Annotated in this window: 18 protein-coding genes; 12 read left to right on the top strand and 6 right to left on the bottom strand. The window is 50.7% G+C overall.

The annotated features are described in order from the left end of the window. The first annotated feature begins 146 nt into the window (after positions 1-146). Together aphA and OH773_RS20020 are read left to right on the top strand one after the other, a co-directional pair. Complete coding sequence (aphA, locus tag OH773_RS20025; protein WP_270141304.1) at positions 147-860, top strand: acid phosphatase AphA; 714 nt, start codon at positions 147-149, stop codon at positions 858-860. A gap of 150 nt (positions 861-1,010) precedes the next feature. Further along, complete coding sequence (locus OH773_RS20020; RefSeq protein WP_270141299.1) at positions 1,011-1,364, top strand: MmcQ/YjbR family DNA-binding protein; 354 nt, start codon at positions 1,011-1,013, stop codon at positions 1,362-1,364. A 4-nt stretch (positions 1,365-1,368) separates the two neighbouring features. Here OH773_RS20020 and uvrA read toward each other — a convergent pair whose 3' ends face one another. Beyond that, positions 1,369-4,194: an excinuclease ABC subunit UvrA gene (gene uvrA, locus OH773_RS20015; RefSeq protein ID WP_270141297.1), complete on the bottom strand. Its 2,826-nt coding sequence runs from the start codon at positions 4,192-4,194 to the stop codon at positions 1,369-1,371. A 228-nt stretch (positions 4,195-4,422) separates the two neighbouring features. Here uvrA and ssb1 point away from each other — a divergent pair, with 228 nt between their 5' ends. The 3 genes from ssb1 (at position 4,423) to OH773_RS20000 (ending at position 7,113) form a co-directional block, all read left to right on the top strand. After that, complete coding sequence (ssb1, locus tag OH773_RS20010) at positions 4,423-4,959, top strand: single-stranded DNA-binding protein SSB1 (RefSeq protein WP_183272409.1); 537 nt, start codon at positions 4,423-4,425, stop codon at positions 4,957-4,959. A gap of 183 nt (positions 4,960-5,142) precedes the next feature. Then, entirely contained in the window at positions 5,143-6,321 is a 1,179-nt protein-coding gene (locus OH773_RS20005) for a M20 aminoacylase family protein (RefSeq protein ID WP_270141294.1), read from the top strand. Between the two features lie 15 nt (positions 6,322-6,336). Next, positions 6,337-7,113 (top strand): ABC transporter substrate-binding protein, encoded by a 777-nt coding sequence (locus OH773_RS20000; RefSeq protein ID WP_270141292.1) that lies wholly within the window; start codon positions 6,337-6,339, stop codon positions 7,111-7,113. A gap of 71 nt (positions 7,114-7,184) precedes the next feature. Here OH773_RS20000 and OH773_RS19995 read toward each other — a convergent pair whose 3' ends face one another. Both OH773_RS19995 and soxS read right to left on the bottom strand, forming a co-directional pair. Beyond that, positions 7,185-7,466 carry a YjcB family protein gene (locus OH773_RS19995; RefSeq protein ID WP_232865370.1) on the bottom strand — a complete coding sequence of 94 codons (282 nt, stop codon included), beginning with the start codon at positions 7,464-7,466 and terminating at the stop codon, positions 7,185-7,187. Between the two features lie 237 nt (positions 7,467-7,703). Continuing rightward, complete coding sequence (gene soxS, locus OH773_RS19990; RefSeq protein ID WP_183272413.1) at positions 7,704-8,027, bottom strand: superoxide response transcriptional regulator SoxS; 324 nt, start codon at positions 8,025-8,027, stop codon at positions 7,704-7,706. 85 nt (positions 8,028-8,112) lie between these two features. Here soxS and soxR point away from each other — a divergent pair, with 85 nt between their 5' ends. The 4 genes from soxR to OH773_RS19970 all read left to right on the top strand — a co-directional run bounded on the left by soxR (position 8,113) and on the right by OH773_RS19970 (position 13,145). After that, positions 8,113-8,568 (top strand): redox-sensitive transcriptional activator SoxR, encoded by a 456-nt coding sequence (gene soxR, locus OH773_RS19985; RefSeq protein ID WP_270141287.1) that lies wholly within the window; start codon positions 8,113-8,115, stop codon positions 8,566-8,568. Positions 8,569-8,850: 282 nt separating this feature from the next. Continuing rightward, positions 8,851-9,519 (top strand): glutathione S-transferase family protein, encoded by a 669-nt coding sequence (locus OH773_RS19980; RefSeq protein ID WP_270141285.1) that lies wholly within the window; start codon positions 8,851-8,853, stop codon positions 9,517-9,519. Between the two features lie 373 nt (positions 9,520-9,892). Beyond that, positions 9,893-11,242 (top strand): guanine/hypoxanthine transporter GhxP, encoded by a 1,350-nt coding sequence (gene ghxP / locus OH773_RS19975; protein ID WP_270141283.1) that lies wholly within the window; start codon positions 9,893-9,895, stop codon positions 11,240-11,242. A gap of 256 nt (positions 11,243-11,498) precedes the next feature. Beyond that, a complete protein-coding gene (locus tag OH773_RS19970; RefSeq protein ID WP_270141281.1) occupies positions 11,499-13,145 on the top strand; it encodes a Na+/H+ antiporter in 1,647 nt (548 codons plus the stop codon). A 136-nt stretch (positions 13,146-13,281) separates the two neighbouring features. Here the strand turns inward: OH773_RS19970 and OH773_RS19965 are convergent, their stop codons facing one another. Beyond that, on the bottom strand, positions 13,282-14,169 hold the full coding sequence (locus OH773_RS19965; RefSeq protein ID WP_270141278.1) for a LysR family transcriptional regulator: 888 nt from the start codon (positions 14,167-14,169) through the stop codon (positions 13,282-13,284). Positions 14,170-14,272: 103 nt separating this feature from the next. On the opposite strand from OH773_RS19965, the gene OH773_RS19960 reads away from it, so the two are divergent. Next, on the top strand, positions 14,273-14,695 hold the full coding sequence (locus OH773_RS19960; protein WP_270141276.1) for a CidA/LrgA family protein: 423 nt from the start codon (positions 14,273-14,275) through the stop codon (positions 14,693-14,695). Continuing rightward, the gene (locus tag OH773_RS19955; protein ID WP_270141274.1) at positions 14,692-15,381 is read left to right on the top strand and encodes an LrgB family protein; all 690 of its coding nucleotides are present in this window, start codon (positions 14,692-14,694) and stop codon (positions 15,379-15,381) included. The genes OH773_RS19960 and OH773_RS19955 overlap by 4 nt, the downstream gene beginning before the upstream one ends. Before the next feature lie 50 nt (positions 15,382-15,431). Here the strand turns inward: OH773_RS19955 and OH773_RS19950 are convergent, their stop codons facing one another. After that, positions 15,432-15,935, bottom strand: a complete 504-nt coding sequence (locus OH773_RS19950; protein WP_270141272.1) for a YbjP/YqhG family protein — start codon at positions 15,933-15,935, stop codon at positions 15,432-15,434. A 117-nt stretch (positions 15,936-16,052) separates the two neighbouring features. Next, positions 16,053-17,348 carry a Gfo/Idh/MocA family protein gene (locus tag OH773_RS19945; RefSeq protein ID WP_183272424.1) on the bottom strand — a complete coding sequence of 432 codons (1,296 nt, stop codon included), beginning with the start codon at positions 17,346-17,348 and terminating at the stop codon, positions 16,053-16,055. Between the two features lie 86 nt (positions 17,349-17,434). Between OH773_RS19945 and OH773_RS19940 the strand changes: the two genes are divergently transcribed. Further along, positions 17,435-18,991, top strand: a complete 1,557-nt coding sequence (locus OH773_RS19940; RefSeq protein ID WP_270141270.1) for a hypothetical protein — start codon at positions 17,435-17,437, stop codon at positions 18,989-18,991. The last annotated feature ends 126 nt before the right edge of the window (positions 18,992-19,117 follow it).

Raw genomic sequence — 19,117 nt, 5'->3', positions numbered from 1 at the left:
CCCATTCTGTGATCATCGCCTTTTTCTATGACATTTCCTGAAAAAACCCTTTAACTGCCAGACGCCTGCGAGTATGGTCGGGTAGGTTTTTGACCAGTCAGTCTACTTTCTAACGATAAAAACTAATGATTATTAAAGGGAAAACGATGCGTAAAATTACCCTGGCACTCAGTGCCGCGTGTTTATTATTAGGGTTGAATCAGTCTGTTATTGCGAAGGAATCTGCACCCGCTCCATTAAATCCTGGCGTCAACGTTGCTCAACTGGCGCAGCAAGTTCCGATTCACTGGGTTTCTGTCGCGCAAATTGAGAATAGCCTGTTGGGCCGAGCGCCGATGGCGGTAGGTTTCGACATTGACGATACGGTACTTTTTTCAAGCCCAGGCTTCTATCGCGGGCAAAAAGAGTACTCTCCGGGTAAGCAGGACTACCTGAAAAATCCGGTTTTCTGGGAAAAAATGAACAACGGTTGGGATGATTTCAGCATGCCGAAAGAGGTGGCGAAGAATCTTATCGCTATGCACCTCAAGCGCGGCGACAGCATCTACTTCATCACCGGCCGTAGCCCAACGAAAACGGAAACCGTAACCCAAACGCTGAAAAACGATTTCCTGATCCCACAAGCTCAAATGAATCCGGTTATTTTTGCGGGTGACCAGCCGGGGCAAAACACGAAAACCCAGTGGCTGAAAGATAAGAAAATCAAAGTGTACTACGGTGATTCTGACGGTGATATTACCGCCGCTCAGGATGTCGGTGCGCGCGGCATTCGCCTGTTACGTGCTTCGAACTCAAGTTATCAGCCATTGCCAAAAGCCGGAGCTTTTGGCGAGGAAGTGATTGTTAACTCTGAATATTAATTAAATAACCTCTCTAAAATCGGCGATGTGCGACAGCAGATCGCCGTTTTTTTCATCAAAATTCCCCTGTCGGGTTTTACCTTTTGGCGAGTAGCGAGCACACTTAGGTGAGCGAAAATCACTCATCTTGTTGCCATAAGGGGAATAAAAATGACCAATTCGGAGCTATTGCAATACTGCATGAACAAACCCGGAGCGGAGCAAACTGTTCATAGCGACTGGAAGGCCACACAAATAAAAGTAGCGGATGTGATGTACGCGATGGTGCATGACGTGGAAGCTCGCCCGGCGGTGTCGTTGAAATCCAGTCCGGCTCTTGCTGATTTATTACGTGAACAACACAGCGATGTGTATCCGAGTGCGCATCTGAATAAAGCACACTGGAGCACGGTTTATCTGGATGGATCACTGCCCGATTCGCAGATTTACTATCTGGTGGATGCTTCTTATCAGCAGGCATTATCGCTGCTGCCAGAAAGGGCCCGGCAGCAGCTTTCTAATTGATTACTTAACTAAGTAATGGCTTGAGGAAGCGCGCAGTATGCGACGCTTCACACTCCGCCACCGTTTCTGGCGTGCCGGAAACGAGGATCTCACCGCCGCCGCTACCGCCTTCTGGGCCAAGATCGACAATCCAGTCTGCGGTTTTAATCACGTCAAGATTGTGCTCAATAACCACAATGGTATTGCCCTGATCGCGCAACTGATGCAGCACTTCCAGCAATTGCTGGATATCCGCAAAGTGCAGGCCAGTGGTTGGCTCATCAAGGATATACAACGTCTGGCCGGTGCCGCGCTTAGAAAGCTCACGAGCCAGTTTCACACGCTGTGCTTCACCACCGGAAAGTGTTGTCGCCGATTGCCCAAGGCGAATATAAGACAGGCCCACGTCGATTAACGTTTGCAGCTTACGCGCCAGTGCAGGTACGGCATCAAAGAATTCGCGAGCATCTTCAATGGTCATATCCAGCACTTCGTGGATGCTTTTGCCTTTGTACTTAATTTCCAGCGTTTCGCGGTTATAGCGCTTGCCTTTGCACTGGTCGCACGGCACGTAAATATCCGGCAGGAAGTGCATCTCAACTTTGATAACACCGTCGCCCTGGCACGCTTCGCAGCGCCCGCCACGCACGTTAAAGCTGAAACGGCCTGGCGTATAACCACGCGCACGCGATTCTGGCACACCGGCAAACAGTTCACGTACTGGCGTGAACACACCAGTGTAAGTGGCTGGGTTTGAGCGTGGCGTACGGCCAATCGGGCTTTGGTCGATATCAATCACTTTGTCGAAATGTTCAAGGCCATGAACATCGCGGTATGGCGCAGGCTCAGCAATCGTCGCGCCGTTAAGCTGACGCTGAGCGATAGGGAATAACGTGTCGTTAATTAGCGTTGATTTACCCGAACCAGACACCCCGGTGACACAAGTAAACAAGCCAACCGGCAGCGTCAGGGTCACGTCTTTCAGGTTGTTGCCTTTCGCGCCCACCAGTTTCAACACTTTCTCAGGGTCGGCTGGCACACGCTTCTTCGGTACGGCGATTTCACGCTTGCCGCTCAGGAATTGCCCGGTGAGCGATTCAGGAACATCCATGATGTCCTGCATGGAGCCTTCCGCCACCACCTGGCCGCCGTGAACACCGGCACCAGGGCCGATATCGATAATATGGTCTGCGGCGCGGATAGCATCTTCGTCGTGCTCGACCACAATCACGGTATTACCGAGATCGCGCAGGTGAATCAGGGTTTCCAGCAGGCGTTCGTTATCACGCTGATGCAGACCGATAGAGGGTTCATCCAGCACGTACATCACGCCGACAAGGCCCGCACCAATCTGGCTCGCCAGACGAATACGCTGTGCTTCACCACCGGAAAGGGTTTCAGCAGAACGCGAAAGTGACAGGTAGTTCAGGCCGACGTTAACCAGGAACTTCAGGCGATCGCCAATCTCTTTCAGCACTTTCTCCGCGATTTGCGCCCGCTGGCCGCTGAGCTTCATGTTCTGGAAGAATTCCATCGCATGGCCGATGCTCATATCTGAGATGGTCGGCAGCGGCGTATTTTCGACATACACATGACGTGCTTCGCGACGCAGACGTGTACCTTCGCAGCTTGAACATGAACGGTTGCTGATAAATTTCGCCAGCTCTTCGCGCACCGCAGAAGATTCTGTCTCTTTATAGCGGCGCTCCATATTATGCAAAACGCCTTCAAACGGATGGCGGCGCACGGACGTATCGCCACGATCGTTGATATATTTGAATTCAATGCTTTCTTTACCTGAACCATTGAGCACCACGTTTTTCACGCTGGCGCTCAGTTCATTCCACGGCGTTTCGATATCGAATTTATAATGCTCGGCCAGCGAACGCATCATCGTGAAGTAATAGAAGTTACGGCGATCCCAGCCGCGAATCGCACCGCCAGCCAACGAAAGCTCACCGTTTTGCACCACACGCTCTGGGTCGAAATACTGCTGCACGCCCAGCCCATCACAGGTTGGGCAAGCACCGGCCGGGTTGTTGAACGAAAACAGGCGCGGTTCCAGTTCGCGCATGCTGTAGCCGCAGATTGGGCAGGCGAAGTTAGCTGAGAACAACAGCTCCTCGGCTTTCTCGTCGTCCATATCGGCAACAACCGCAGAACCACCGGATAAATCCAACGCTGTCTCAAACGACTCTGCCAGGCGCTGTGCTAAATCTTCACGGACTTTGAAGCGGTCAACCACCACTTCAATAGTATGTTTTTTCTGTAATTCGAGCTTAGGCGGATCGGAAAGATCGCACACTTCTCCGTCGATCCTTGCGCGGATATAACCCTGACTTGCCAGGTTTTCCAGCGTTTTGGTGTGCTCGCCTTTTCTATCTTTAATGATGGGGGCGAGCAGCATCAGGCGCTTGCCTTCAGGCTGCGCTAAAACGTTATCGACCATCTGGCTAACGGTCTGTGCCGCCAGCGTGACATTGTGGTCCGGGCAGCGTGGCTCACCCACGCGGGCATACAGCAGGCGCAGGTAGTCGTGAATTTCAGTGATAGTACCGACGGTTGAACGCGGGTTGTGCGACGTGGATTTCTGCTCGATAGAAATAGCAGGTGACAAACCTTCAATGTGGTCGACATCCGGCTTTTCCATCAAAGAGAGGAACTGACGCGCATAGGCGGAGAGGGACTCAACGTAACGACGTTGCCCCTCGGCGTATAAGGTGTCGAAAGCCAGTGAGGATTTGCCAGAACCCGAAAGCCCAGTCACGACAATCAGCTTGTCGCGTGGAATCACGAGGTTAATATTTTTGAGATTGTGGGTGCGGGCGCCCCGAACTTCGATCTTATCCATTCACCTTTCCCGGTTTAAACGCTTTTTGCCAGGCCGCACAGGAGGCCGCCGACGATCACAAACGGCTAATTATGACACAATAAAACCTGAATGGATATCCAGTGTTTTAATGCAACACTGTATACCCTGACGAGATTCTGGAATGCATCCCGCAGCTATAAACATTAGAGGTGGCGTGGTAGAATCGAGGGTTTACACTATTCATACAACGTTTCAGGAGACACGATCATGGCCAGCAGAGGCGTAAACAAGGTGATTCTCGTCGGGAATCTGGGTCAAGACCCGGAAGTACGCTACATGCCAAATGGTGGCGCAGTTGCCAACATTACTCTGGCCACGTCAGAGTCCTGGCGCGATAAGCAAACCGGCGAAACCAAAGAAAAGACTGAATGGCACCGTGTAGTGCTGTTCGGCAAACTGGCAGAAGTGGCGGGTGAATACCTGCGTAAAGGCTCCCAGGTTTATATCGAAGGCGCATTGCAGACGCGTAAATGGACTGACCAGGCTGGCGTTGAAAAATACACCACCGAAGTCGTGGTTAACGTTGGCGGTACCATGCAAATGTTGGGTGGCCGTGCAGCAGGCGGTGCTCCAGCAGGTGGCGGTAATCCAGGTCAGCAGCAAGGTGGTTGGGGTCAGCCTCAGCAACCGCAGCAGGGTGGAAACCAGTTCAGCGGCGGCGCGCAATCTCGTCCGCAGCAGAGTGCACCAGCACCATCTAACAATGAACCACCAATGGACTTTGACGACGATATTCCATTCTGATATTTGGAATAAAACGTTATTAAAAACCTCGCGCACATGCGGGGTTTTTTTATATCCAAAAACGGTGATCCTATTAGCAATCTGAATGTATTTCATTTTGCCATAAGTAATCCCACTTGCATTAAAACGTTATCCAGCTAAGTTATTTTGTGCAAACACAATAAAACTCCACCGGAGAACAGCATGACGGATTTCGTTATTCCAGAAATAAAAGCATCTGAAGCTGAGATGATAGCAATACGGCATTATCTACATGCGAATCCAGAATTAAGTCTGGAGGAGTTTAAAACCAGCGACTTAGTGGCCCAACAGCTTGAAACTTGGGGCTATAAAGTCACTCGTGGTATTGGTACCACAGGTGTTGTCGGGACGTTTAAAAAAGGGGATTCAACTAAATCTATCGGCCTGCGTGCGGATATGGATGCACTGCCTATCTTTGAAGAAACCAATTTACCGTGGGCCAGTACCGTTCCCGGAAAAATGCATGCCTGCGGTCATGATGGACACACCACCATTCTATTAGCCGCTGCCAAATATATTGCCTCACCAGCCTGCGAGTTTAACGGCACAGTGCACCTCATTTTCCAGCCTGCCGAAGAAGCCATTGGCGGTGCGGATTTAATGATTAAAGAGGGGCTGTTTGATCGTTTCCCATGCGACCGTATTTTTGGTCTGCACAACATGCCGGGCTTACCCGTAGGTAAGTTAGGGTTTTATTCAGGCAATTTTATGGCCTCGGCGGATACGGTGAAAATTACCATTAAAGGTTACGGCGGCCATGGCGCTTACCCGCAACGTACCGTTGACCCTATCGTGACGGGGGCTGCATTAATTACCGCGCTGCAAACCATTGTTTCCCGCAATGTGACGCCGGGTGAAACCGCTATTGTGACCGTGGGGACTTTCCAGTCCGGTATTGCATCAAACGTTATCCCGGATAGCGCAGTGATGGAATTAACCGTGCGTGCCATGAAACCAGAAATCCGCGATTTATTAATTAAAAGAATTGAAGAATTAGCCGATCTCACGACGAAAAGCTTTGGCGCAAGTTGTGATGTGGAAGTTTACGATTCCTATCCTGTGCTGATTAACGATGATGAACAAACTGCATTTGCCCGCGAGTTGGCTGTCGATTACTTCGGTAAAGATGCGGTGCTCGATAAAGTTCTCCCTTCAACGGGCAGCGAAGATTTTGCGTTTATGCTGCAAGAAAGACCGGGCAGTTATTTCTTATTAGGGAATGGAGAAAAGGGCGATAAAGGTGGCTGTATGGTGCATAACCCGGGTTATGATTTTAATGATGATATTATTTCAACCGGCGCATCATTCTTTTCCCGTTTAGTTCAAGCTTATTGTCGTTAATTCACTGGAGCGAATATGAAAAAATATCTACTGCCGTTAATTGCTCTGCTGGCGACAAGTTCGGCGTTGGCAAATAATATTAAAGAGATCCGTTTTGGCGTTGACCCCACATTTGCTCCTTTTGAATCGAAAGATGCCAATGGGAAAGTGGTTGGTTTTGATATTGATTTGGGTAATGCTATTTGCGAGAAACTTCAGGCAAAATGTATTTGGGTTGAAAATAACTTTGATGCAATTATTCCTGCCCTGCAGGCGAGAAAGTTTGACGCTATTCTTTCCGGAATGTACATGACGGAAAAACGCAAAGAGCAAGTTGCTTTTACGGATAAGATTTATAACGGTCCGGTATTCCTCGTGGCAAATAAAAAAACTGATATTAAGCCGGATGTTGAGCAGTTGAAGGGCAAAACGATCGGTGTGGAACAAGGTTCAGCTCAGGAAACCTTCGCCAACAAAAACTGGCGCAGTGCAGGCGTGAATGTTGTCTCTTATCAGGGCGCTGATATGGTCGTACGGGATTTAGAATCCGGGCGTATTGATGGCGCTGTGCTTTCTGGCGTAATGGCAGAATACAGTTTCCTTAAAAAACCGCAGGGTAAGGATTTTACCTTTGTGGGGGGCGCATTGCAGGATCCTGAATTATTCGATGCGGGTGCCGCTATTGGCTTGCGTAAAGATGACACGGAATTGCGCGAAGCGATTAATGGCGCGATTAGCCAAATCCTCGCCGATGGAACCTATAAAAAGCTGGCATCAAAATACTTTAGTTTTGATATCTACTCAGGAACCTAAACATACTCTGTCGATGTACAAAAACAAAAATGGCCTCGAAAGAGGCCATTTACATTTTCAACGCAGACTCATCAGGTCATTACCATCGGCCATTCCGGCGGGGCATGACTTGAGATCTCAATCATAATGTCTTTAAACGATGCCCAGATTACCGGGAAATCGGCCAACTCCAGTCCCAGTAAACCCGTCGCAAACCACAAGGCAGATGCAATCCCCAACATACTGCTGACGATAGCAAAAAACGTGTAATCGGATTTGCGAAACTGGATATTCAACGTACTGGCTAAAAACATCAGAACTGCACTGACTAAAGGCCAGCGCATTAATAAAACGCTGGTAGTGATTGCTGCCATGAAAATTGTCCTTTATCACATAACTCATTACGCTCAACGGTTATGCGCGACACAAGGCGCAGCAATTACAGCACAGGGACCGTCTGGAAAATGAGTGGGTACAGAAAATGTAAGAAGAATCCCGTTACACAGGATGTGTGAACTATATCACATTTGTTCTTTTAATCACCACACTTGTAGCGCATTTTCTGTTCCGCTTTATCGACGTGCTCAGCGACAAAATTCTGGCAAACCGGGTCAGGCGTGATGACGATAGTCAGTTGGCGTGCGGTCAAACTCACGGCGAAACACGCGTGAGAAAGTCTGCTGAGAGACATAACCGTAATCCATCGCGATATCAAAAATGGGGCGTCGGGTGTTGCGTAACTCTTTCGCCGCCATCAACAAACGGCGCTGCCGAATATATTCACCCAGAGTTTGGCGCTTCACGGTACGGAACATCCTTTGCAGATACCATTTTGAATAACCAGATTTTTTTGCCACAACATCAATGTTCAGCGGTTGATCAATATGATCGTCAATCCATTCAGTCAAAGTTTGAATAATATCCTGATGTGCCATAAGCCTTCCCCAAGCCCGATTACAATTAGCAGGTTTTGTTGGCAGCGAGTATAATTCCTCAAGTTAACTTGAGGTAAAGACCATTTTGGAAAAGAAATCACCCCGATTTAAATCTTTGCTAAGCCCTGGTGAAGTTGCGAAGCGCAGCGGTGTGGCGGTTTCTGCGTTGCACTTCTATGAAAGCAAAGGACTCATCAAAAGCGTACGTAACAGTGGAAACCAACGGCGCTACACGCGTGATGTGCTGCGAAACGTGGCAATCATTAAAATTGCGCAGCGCATTGGCATTCCACTGGCGACGATTGGTGAAGAGTTTGGTGTGCTACCTGACGGGCATAAAATTAATAAAAACGACTGGAAAAAGATGTCGTCGCAATGGCGCGAAGAACTCGAGCGGCGCATTCATACGCTAACGGCGTTGCGCGATGAACTGGATGGCTGCATTGGTTGCGGTTGCCTGTCCGGGGCCGATTGTCCATTGCGCAATCCTGGTGACACGCTGGGTGAGCAAGGAACGGGGGCGCGTCTGCTTGAGGACTAAAATGGAATTGGATGAAAAACTAAAGCGCCAAACATCGGCGCTTTAGTTTTTCCCGGTCTTTGTCTTTCGATCTATCCCGCTTTTCGCAAGGAGGGTTTCCCCCGACATCAGCGTCCCTCAATCACACATTCTCAGGAGGTTCCGGATTGCACTGACAATTTAAGTGTAGATCCCCTTCGTCAGGTTTCAAGGCTTTTTGAGTGTTTTTTGCACAATTCTAATACTTCACTTTTTGCCCATTTACCTATAGTTAACTCATCTTGCTAAACAGAAGGTTAACTCATGCTTATCGTCCATCATCTCAATAACTCTCGCTCACAGCGTATTTTATGGATGCTTGAGGAGCTGCAGGTGCCGTACCAGATTGTTCGCTATGAGCGCGAACCCACGATGCTGGCACCCGAGTCGTTAAAAGCGGTGCATCCGTTGGGAAAGTCGCCGGTGGTGGAAGATAACGGCAACATCCTCGCCGAGTCGGGCGCAATCATTGAATACCTGCAAGAAACCTACGATCTCGAAAGTCGTTACAAACCGATTTCCAGCGAAGAAAAGCTGCGTTATCGCTTTTGGCTGCATTACGCCGAGGGATCGTTAATGCCACTGTTAATGATGAAACTGGTGTTCGGCAGTCTGGGAAAGGAGCCAGTGCCGTGGTTGCTGCGTCCGGTGGGTAATTTATTGGGGCAGGGAGTGCAAAAGGCTTATCTGAACAAACAGATTATGACTCATGCGCGCTATCTCGAAGATTCACTGCAAAAAAATCCGTGGTTTGCAGGCCAGGCCTTCAGTGCAGCGGATATTCAAATGAGTTTCCCGGTCATTGCTTTACTGTCTCGTGGCGGTATCAACGATTTACCCAATCTGCAAAATTGGTTTAGTAAGGTACAAACGCGACCGGCCTGGCAGCGAGCAATCGAACAGGGTGGATCGTTCGAAATCCCTGGCCAATGAGCTATCGAAAAATCCTATGAGTCAGGAAAATTCATTACCGGTATCTTGCATCATTGTTGCTAAATTGCGCATCGACGATAACGTTTGCGCACGAGGTGGCGATAATTTAGCCAGCTAACGCGTTTTTCAGCAAAAAGCGGCAAAGTTCGGTTGAAAATCCATGTAAGAAGGCCGGATAATCGTTTGCCTTAATATTTACACCCAGTTTGTATACGCGGAGTTAAACGTTTGCTTTTTTTGTGACGCCCTTTTTTGTCGCAAACGCAGCACAGGGATTAATTCGTAGTATTTAAGAATTTGAACGTTTAATCAGCAGTGGATTGTCCACCACGTATACCGACATCATCATAAAAATCTCAGGGGATTTTTCACTATGTCTAATCATTCTCCGCGTGCAACCGGCGGTCTTGATGCCTGGTTCAAAATATCTGCACGTGGCAGTACCGTTCGTCAGGAAGTTGTGGCGGGTTTAACCACTTTCCTCGCGATGGTGTACTCCGTGATCGTCGTTCCGGGCATGCTCGGTAAAGCAGGTTTCCCTCCTGCGGCGGTCTTTGTGGCAACGTGCCTGGTCGCCGGTGTCGGCTCTCTTGTCATGGGCCTTTGGGCAAACCTGCCGCTGGCAATTGGTTGTGCTATTTCACTGACGGCTTTTACCGCATTCAGCCTGGTATTAGGCCAACACATCAGCGTGCCTGTTGCGCTGGGCGCCGTGTTCCTGATGGGTGTGTTGTTCACCATCATCTCCGCGACCGGCATTCGTAGCTGGATTTTGCGTAACTTACCGATGGGTGTTGCGCATGGCACAGGCATCGGTATCGGCCTGTTCCTGCTGCTGATCGCAGCAAACGGTGTCGGTCTGGTTATCAAAAACCCACTGGATGGTCTGCCTGTCGCACTCGGCCATTTCGCCAGCTTCCCTGTCATCATGTCTTTGATTGGCCTGGCGGTGATCATTGGTCTGGAAAAACTGAAAGTCCCTGGCGGCATTTTGCTGACCATTATCGGTATTTCAATTTTCGGCCTGATCTTCGACCCAACGGTGCACTTCTCTGGCATCTTCGCAATGCCATCGCTGAAAGATGAAGCGGGTAATTCACTGATTGGCAGCCTGGATATTATGGGCGCACTGAATCCGGTGGTGTTGCCAAGCGTTCTGGCGTTGGTGATGACGGCGGTATTTGATGCAACGGGTACCATCCGTGCTGTTGCAGGCCAGGCAAATCTGCTGGATAAAGACGGTCAAATCATTGATGGTGGCAAAGCGCTGACTACCGACTCCTTGAGCTCCGTGTTCTCGGGCCTGGTGGGTGCAGCTCCAGCAGCGGTCTATATCGAGTCTGCGGCAGGTACTGCGGCGGGCGGTAAAACCGGCCTGACCGCGATCACCGTTGGCGTGCTGTTCCTGCTGATTCTGTTCCTTTCTCCGCTTTCTTATCTGGTTCCTGCCTACGCAACCGCTCCGGCGCTGATGTACGTGGGTCTGCTGATGCTGAGCAACGTTGCAAAAATCGATTTCGCAGATTTCGTTGATGCAATGGCTGGCCTGATTACCGCGGTATTCATTGTGCTGACCTGTAACATCGTTACCGGCATCATGATTGGTTTTGCCTCACTGGTGATTGGCCGTCTCGTGTCGGGTGAGTGGCGCAAGCTGAATATCGGCACGGTGATCATTGCTATCGCGTTAGTCGCGTTCTATGCGGGCGGCTGGGCCATTTAATCTTCATACTTCACGTTGCAGCTGCGTTAGCTGCACTCACTCACCCCAGTCACTTACTTGTGTAAGCTCCTGGGGATGAGCTCCTTTGCCGCCTTGCTGCAACGTGAATTATTTTGATTAAAAGATTTTTAGAACACTCCGTCTAAAACCACTTCAAGTCTTTTCCTGTTTCCTTCCGGTGTATAAAGTTGTTTTATTATTAGTAGAACAACATCCTGCAAAAAGGGTTTCACAAAACACCGCGACTAAGGAAAGCATGGAAATCTTCTTTACTATTCTCATCATGACCCTTGTGGTCTCTTTATCTGGGGTTGCGACACGTATGCTGCCATTCCAGATCCCGCTCCCGTTAATGCAGATAGCGATAGGTGCGGTGCTCGCCTGGCCGCACTTCGGTTTGCATGTCGATTTCAACCCGGAACTGTTTCTGGTGCTGTTTATTCCACCGTTGCTGTTTGCCGATGGCTGGAAAACCCCGACAAACGAATTTCTCCATCACGGGCGCGAAATCATCGGCCTTGCGCTGGTTCTGGTGCTGGTCACCGTCGTCGGTATTGGCTTCCTGATTTATGCTGTGGTGCCGGGGATCCCGTTAATTCCTGCATTTGCGCTGGCGGCGGTGCTCTCGCCGACAGATGCCGTGGCGCTTTCGGGCATCGTCGGAGAAGGGCGTATTCCGAAGAAAATCATGGGGATTTTGCAGGGCGAAGCGCTAATGAATGACGCCTCCGGCCTGGTGTCGTTGAAAATGGCCGTGGCGGTTGCCGTGGGTACGATGGTGTTTAGCGTCGGCGGGGCAACATTTGAGTTCTTCAAAGTGGCAATTGGCGGCCTGCTGGCCGGGATCGCCGTGAGCTGGCTGTACGGCAAATCGTTACGTCTGATGAGCCGCTGGAGCGGTGACGAGCCTGCCACACAAATCCTGCTGCTGTTACTGTTGCCATTCGCGTCTTACCTGATTGCGGAACACATCGGCGTTTCCGGCATTCTGGCGGCAGTTGCCGCAGGGATGACCATCACCCGTTCTGGTGTGTTGCGCAGCGCACCGCTGACGATGCGCCTGCGCGCAAACAGCGTCTGGGCAATGCTCGAGTTTGTGTTTAACGGCATGGTGTTCCTGCTGTTAGGCCTGCAATTACCCGGCATCATGAAGACGTCTATTGCGGCGGCAAACGCCGATCCGAACGTGGAATTGTGGATGCTGTTTGTCGATGTCGGGCTTATCTATTTCGCCCTGATTGGCGTGCGTTTCTTGTGGCTGTGGTCAATGAAACGCATCAGTTTACGCTTTATGAAAAAGCGCCCACTGGCGTTCGGCTCTTACACTATGCGCGAGTTGGGCATTGCCTCGTTTGCGGGTGTTCGTGGGGCCATCACCCTTGCCGGTGTGTTGTCCATTCCGCTGCTGTTAGGTGATGGAACGCCATTCCCGGCGCGTTATGAGCTCATCTTCCTCGCGGCAGGCGTGATTCTGTTCTCACTGTTTACTGGGGTAATCATGTTGCCGATTTTGCTGCGCAATGTGGAAGTTCCTGACAAGTCGGTGGCACGCCAGGAGGAGCGAATTGCCCGTGCGGCAACGGCAGAAGTCGCGATCACCGCGATTGAGAAAATGGAACAGCGCCTGCAATCTGACGTTAACGAGAACATCGATGATCAGTTGCTCAAAGAGGTAAGTTCACGCGTGATAGGGAACTTACGCCGTCGTGCTGATGGGCGAAATGATATGGAAAGCAGCGAACTTGAAGAGAACCTTGAGCGCCGTTTCCGTCTTGCCGCGTTACGTTCCGAGCGCGCCGAGCTTTACCATTTACGCGCAACGCAGAAAATCAGCAATGACACTTTGATGAAGTTGCTGCACGATCTCGATTTGCTCGAAGCTTTGCTGGTTGAACAGCAGTAACGGGCAAAACAACCCTCATCCTAACCTTCTCCCTGAGGGAGAAGGGACTGTTAAGCGAAATGATTGGGGGCGGTTTCTCCCTCAACTGTGCGCGGTTTCTCCCTCTCCTGTGGGAGAGGGTTGGGGTGAGGGCATCCTACGGATGCTCCGGCCAAAACTCCTTACAGCATGAAATCCACGCCTGAGCGCTATGCGAAATATAAACCCCTTCACGCCAAATCATCGCCAGTTGCCACGTCAAATCGCTGTTTAACGGTAGCCACATCAGCGTGTTTTTATCAAGCCGCTGGCAAATAGTCTCTGGCAAAATCGCAATCCCAACGCCGGCCTGCACCATGGCGGCGAGGAAATCCCACTGCCCGCTGCGCACCGCAATACGCGGTGTAAATCCATGCTCCTGAAACAGCTGAATCAACTGGCGGCTTAGCGCGAAATCTTCGTTGTAGATGAGTAACGGATGGGCGGCCAGTTCGATGGGATCAATGCTTTCACGTGTCGTCCACGGGCCGGAGCGCGGCACCAAAACGCAGAGCGGATTCTGGACCAAGGGCAACGTGGAGAACGTATGCTCGTCTTCTACCGGGAGGGCGGTCATGGCTAAATCCAGCTCGCCATTGAGCACCGCTTGTTGCACCGTCAAGCCGCCAAATTCAGAAATCTTCAGCTCGACCCCCGGGTAACGCTGGCGATACAGGCTAATGGGCCCCGCCATTAACATGCCGACCATAGGAGGAATGCCGAGGCGCAGAACGCCTTTGTTGAGATGGTTAATGTCACCCAATTCGGCTTCCAACTGGCGAAATTCCGCCAAAATAGCCAAACCGTGTTGGTAAACCACCTCGCCGGTATCCGTCAGTAAGAGTTTTCGCCCATCACGAATCAGCAACGTGCAACCGAGCTCATCTTCGAGATTGCGCAGCATCTTACTGATGGTCGGCTGAGTGACGAACATCTTCTGGGCAGCGCGGGTAAAACTTTGCTGGCGGACCACCTCAACAAAATAACGCAGTGTCCTGATGTCCATAACTATTCCTGTTGACTATACCTGTGATGATTTTAATTCATTTCTTTCAATGACGTCGGCTAACTATAATCGCCACCTCAACTTTTTTTGGAGTGCCATTCTCATGGCTGTGGCGTTACGTGGTTTTACGCCGGTTATTTTTCGCCGCATGCAAGTGCCTGTGCAAGTTGCGCTATACGCGGGATTGTTTGTTTTTGCTCAGCAGTTAGTGGAATGGTGGCATTTGCCGCTGCCTGCAAATCTGGTCGGGATGTTGCTGCTGTTGGCGCTGATAGTTTGTCGTGTGGTGCCGATGAAATGGGTGCGTGCAGGCTCTCGCTGGTTACTGGCTGAAATGTTGCTGTTCTTTGTGCCTGCGGTGGTCGCGGTGGTGAATTACGCTGAACTGCTGATGGTCGATGGTTGGCGCATTTTCCTGGTCATTGCTATCAGCACGACGCTGGTGCTCGGTGCAACTGCGCTGGTGGTGGATAAGGTCTACCGTTTTGAACTGGCGCGAGAAGCGCGCAGGCAGGCTAAGCTGTGAAAAATTTCCAGTTGAGTATTCTGTGCCTGGTGATCACTCTAGGGCTCTACTTTGCCAATAAAAAACTCTATCGCCGCTTTCGCAAACTGCCGTTAATGCCGCTGGTTTTGACCCCATTACTGCTGGTGGCAATGCTCATTTTTGGCCATATCTCCTATCAAAACTACATGGGTGAGGCGCACTGGCTATTGTGGCTGCTTGGCCCGGCGACAATCGCATTTGCCGTACCGGTTTATGACAATCTCAAGGTGATAAAACGTCACTGGATGTCACTCACCGCAGGCGTTATCACCGCAACGGTTGTGGCGGTGACCAGTTCGGTCTGGCTGGCGCGGTTGTTTACTTTGTCGGATGAAATCCAACGCAGCCTTGCGGTGCGCTCGATTACCACTCCTTTTGCACTGGCGGCGGCAAAACCTCTCGGCGGGCAACCTGAACTCGTGGCGCTGTTTGTGGTAGTGACCGGCGTTTTTGGAATGGCGATCGGTGATGTGCTGTTTTTGCGTCTTGCGATTCGTGAAGGGATGGCAAAAGGGGCTGGTTTCGGTGCTGCTTCTCACGGTGCAGGTACTGCACGTTCTTACGAGCTGGGTCCGCAGGAAGGCGTGGTTGCCAGTTTGGTGATGATGTTTTCCGGCATCATTATGGTGCTGTTAGCACCCGTTGTTCGCTGGTTGATGTTCTGATGAGCTGTGAATGCTGTGTCGGGCAGTGAGCACTGCCCGACATTTCATCGCTAGTTTTTGGAGAGCGTGGCTGCGTGGGCTTTGGCTGCACTAATCGCTTTATCATCAAATATGTTCTGCTCAAATCCGTTCGAAACATCCACCACCCGGTAGATTTTCCAGTTCCCGTCTTCCTTGCGCAAATAGTCGCGAAGCTTTAGCTTTTTGCCTCCCTCAATACCCAACCAGACATCCAGCACTTTACCTCCTGCATCATCCTGGGCGGCCCCGACTTCAAGAGCAGATATCCATTCGGGCGCATAATCCTGGCAGTAGGTGAAATAGTCCGCCTCTACGATCTCTTGCTCTTCGATACCCTGAATGGCTTCAAGCCTTGCCAGCGTTTCTTTCGCGACGTATTGCCGCATTTTGGCGGAGGTCAGAGGATTCTCGTTACTGTCAGAGACAAAATCCGTTAAGTAAAAATGATAAAAATCACTAACGGTGGCTTCAGGCGTCTGTGCATGAACGGTGCAACCCATTAGCAGGAGTGATGCCAGCAATAATGTGCGCATTAATTTTTCCTTTAGATAGCTGCTGTTTGCGCACATATTAGCGCTGGCTTATGTTCTGATAAATCCTAAATAAAATGTTGGGCAGTGAGGCACTGCCCGACATAACCCAGTAAGTGCTTACTTACTTTTTAGCCGTGAAACCAGCTCAAACTCTTTAAAACAAACCGGGCGTTGTTGTTGCATCGAAATATTCCCGGCAATACCGGTCAGAATCGACATCGCCCCGTCATGGTGATCGGCGGCACGTTTGAGTGGGTCGTGACCCGGCTCGCCAAATAAGTCGGCCAGCATCGCGTTATCGCCACCGCCGTGCCCACCCGCGCCAATACTGAAATCGGCTTTGTAAGGTGCTGAAAACATCGGGAATACAGTGATGTCGCAACTTTCCAGACTGCCTTCATTTTCACGTTCGCCGCCAGCGTTGACGTAAGACATCTCCACCAGTTTCATCTCAAGCCGCCCGCGACTACCGTTGAACACCACGTTCAACCCTTCCCACGGCAAATATGCGTTCAGTGAATAGGTCATCTGTACCTGGTTTTGGTATTTAACCATCACCGACAGCGTGTCTTCGATGTTAATCCCATCGCTGAATACGCTCTGGTCGCGGAAATAATTGTCTTCGTGTTCCGCTTCCAGATACAGCGCCTTGAGCTGCGCATTGTCCTCCATGTGTAGCGCAAACGGATCATCTTTGGCTGCAGCAAAACCATGAGCTCGTGGATAAAACTGCGAAACACCGCGCTTTTCTGCATTCTCTTTACCATAAAAACGCAGGCCGCCTTCCGCATACACACGTTCCGGATAACTGCCCAGCCAGAAGTTCATCAGGTCAAAGTGATGGGTGGATTTATGCACCAGCAGGCCGCCGCTATTACGTTTTTCGCGGTGCCAGCGACGGAAATAATCCGCACCATGTTCGGTGTTGAGTAACCATTCGAAATGTACCGAGAACACTTCACCAATGGTTTCATCCATCAGCAGTTCACGGATTTTGCTGTGGTGCGGCGCATAACGATAATTAAATGCGACGCGCACTTCCCGGCCAGTCTGTTCGATGGCATCCAGAATGCGCAGGGCGCGCTGCTCATCAATGGTCATCGGTTTTTCGGTAATCACATCGCAACCCGCGTGCAGCGCTCGCACGATGTAATCGTCATGCGTACGGTCCATGGTGGTGACAATGACAATATCCGGGCGTGTTTCGCGGATCATGGTTTCGAAATCCGCAGCTTTCCAGGTGGACGCCTGCGCCGCACCTGTGTTGGTCAGCAGCTTATTGGCGTAATTCATGCGCGTCTGATTGGTGTCGCAAAAAGCGACTAACTGCGCATTGTCCTTCCATTTTCCACCGATCGCCTCGATATATAAGCCCGCTCGGCCACCGGTTCCCACCAACGCATACTTTTTCATAATATCCTCATATTTAATAAGGGGTAGATGACGCTGACGTTTATCCACCCTACAATTCCAACCTGGCTTTATTTTCGGTAATGCGTATGAAACTGGTTCCGCATCAATTAATGGAGTTAAACAGCCCGTTTATTTGGCACTGGCCGTGGTTTGTTTCTTGTGTCAATGCCGCCAGAGTTCACGGTTTTACCGGCATTATTCTTCATCAGCAGGAGTTGCTTTCGCTGCTGGCAACACCGTCACCGTTGAGTTACCGCCACGACGTTGAAAATCTTATTCACCAGCAAAAAAACGCCCTGCAATATTTAAAAAAGGTCAGTGCTTATTTGCAGGAAAATAACCTCAGCTTTTGGCTACAAGGCGAAGCCGCGCCGACCGATGACATCATCAGACGTAAATTTCCTGAGTTTTCTTTTGATGAGCGCAGTACGCCCGATTTCTGGAAACAGTTTTATTCGTCGATATTGACCCGGTTATTACCGTTATTACCGCACCTCAGCGGTTTGATATTGAGCCTGACCACCCCGCAGTTTCAGACCGACGGCTGGCAGCAAAGCCTGCATCACGTCTGGAGCCTGTTACGCGCTCAGGGTAAAAAACTCATTCTGCGCGATTTCATTGATACCAGTTGGCCGCGCCAACAGCTTTCTCGTGTGCTATCGGGCCTGCCGGATGATGTTCGCGCTTCGATAAAAGCCACAGAACTGGATTACCATCCGGGTTTTGCTAACCACCCGAATATTGTCGCGCTCAGCGGGCGTAAAAAATGGATCGAATACGATCTCTGGGGCACCGGCTACGGCTGGACGATCCTGCCCTGTTATCTGGGCGATGAAATCCAGGGGCGTTTAAGCTGGGCAACCAGCCTCGCAGACCACAACATCGAAACCATCACATCACGCGTAACCTGGCAGTGGCTGCCTGACGGACTGACGATGGATTCCGCCAATGCCATCAATCTTTTCGGCTTAAGTGCTGCGAATAACACCGCGCCTTCTTCTGTCATCGACCGCTGGATTGAGCAGCAAAAACTGGGTTTCCACAGCAAGCTGGACCGCCAGCGTTTTAGCGATTTGTACACCTCAAGTTACGACTGGCTTTGCAAAACACCGAATCTTCTCGGGCGGCGCATGCACTACCAAAGCCAAATCCCGGAAAGCTATGCTCAGGCGCAGCAACTGCTGCATACCGACATTCGTAGCGCCAACTGGGTACAGGCTTTTCAGCCGCTGTTTCCAACAGACGATCCTAAACTCGGTGCCGATCAACGCCAGTTGATTGGACTTGAAAAAGAGAGCGCCCAGTTTCTTGTCGCCTCTGCGGTACAACAACTCCGCGAACTACGCATCACCTGCCCCAACGACACGCTGGAACGCCTTGAAGCCGCCTGGCGTAACGCCGAAATGTACGGCCAGCTGTTCTCACGCGTTGCTTTCGCCGTCAGCGACATGCAAATGAGCGAACATTACGGTGATGCTGCCCAGGTGTTGAAGACGTCCACCGGGCATCGGGAAACACTGCTGCGTTTTGCCGATACGCTGGAACGTTGGGCTGATTCGCCGCCAGCAGGTAGCCCGCACTATGTTTCATTACTGCTCAATGCTGAACGGTTACGTGATTTCGCCGCGAGCCTGTTGAGATAATCATATGAAGGTGGACTGGGATTGTCGTGCGGCAATCGGTGCGCAAAACAGCGCTACGACTGGCAATGGCTAAACTCGCGATCAATCTCGCAGAATGGAGAAATTCTCTGTGACGCGAATCACTTT

The sequence above is a fragment of the Buttiauxella sp. WJP83 genome, assembly GCF_027594725.1.
Taxonomy (GTDB): domain Bacteria; phylum Pseudomonadota; class Gammaproteobacteria; order Enterobacterales; family Enterobacteriaceae; genus Buttiauxella; species Buttiauxella selenatireducens.
Note: the sequence above shows the minus strand (reverse complement) of the source record. Positions and strands in the feature narration are given on the sequence as shown.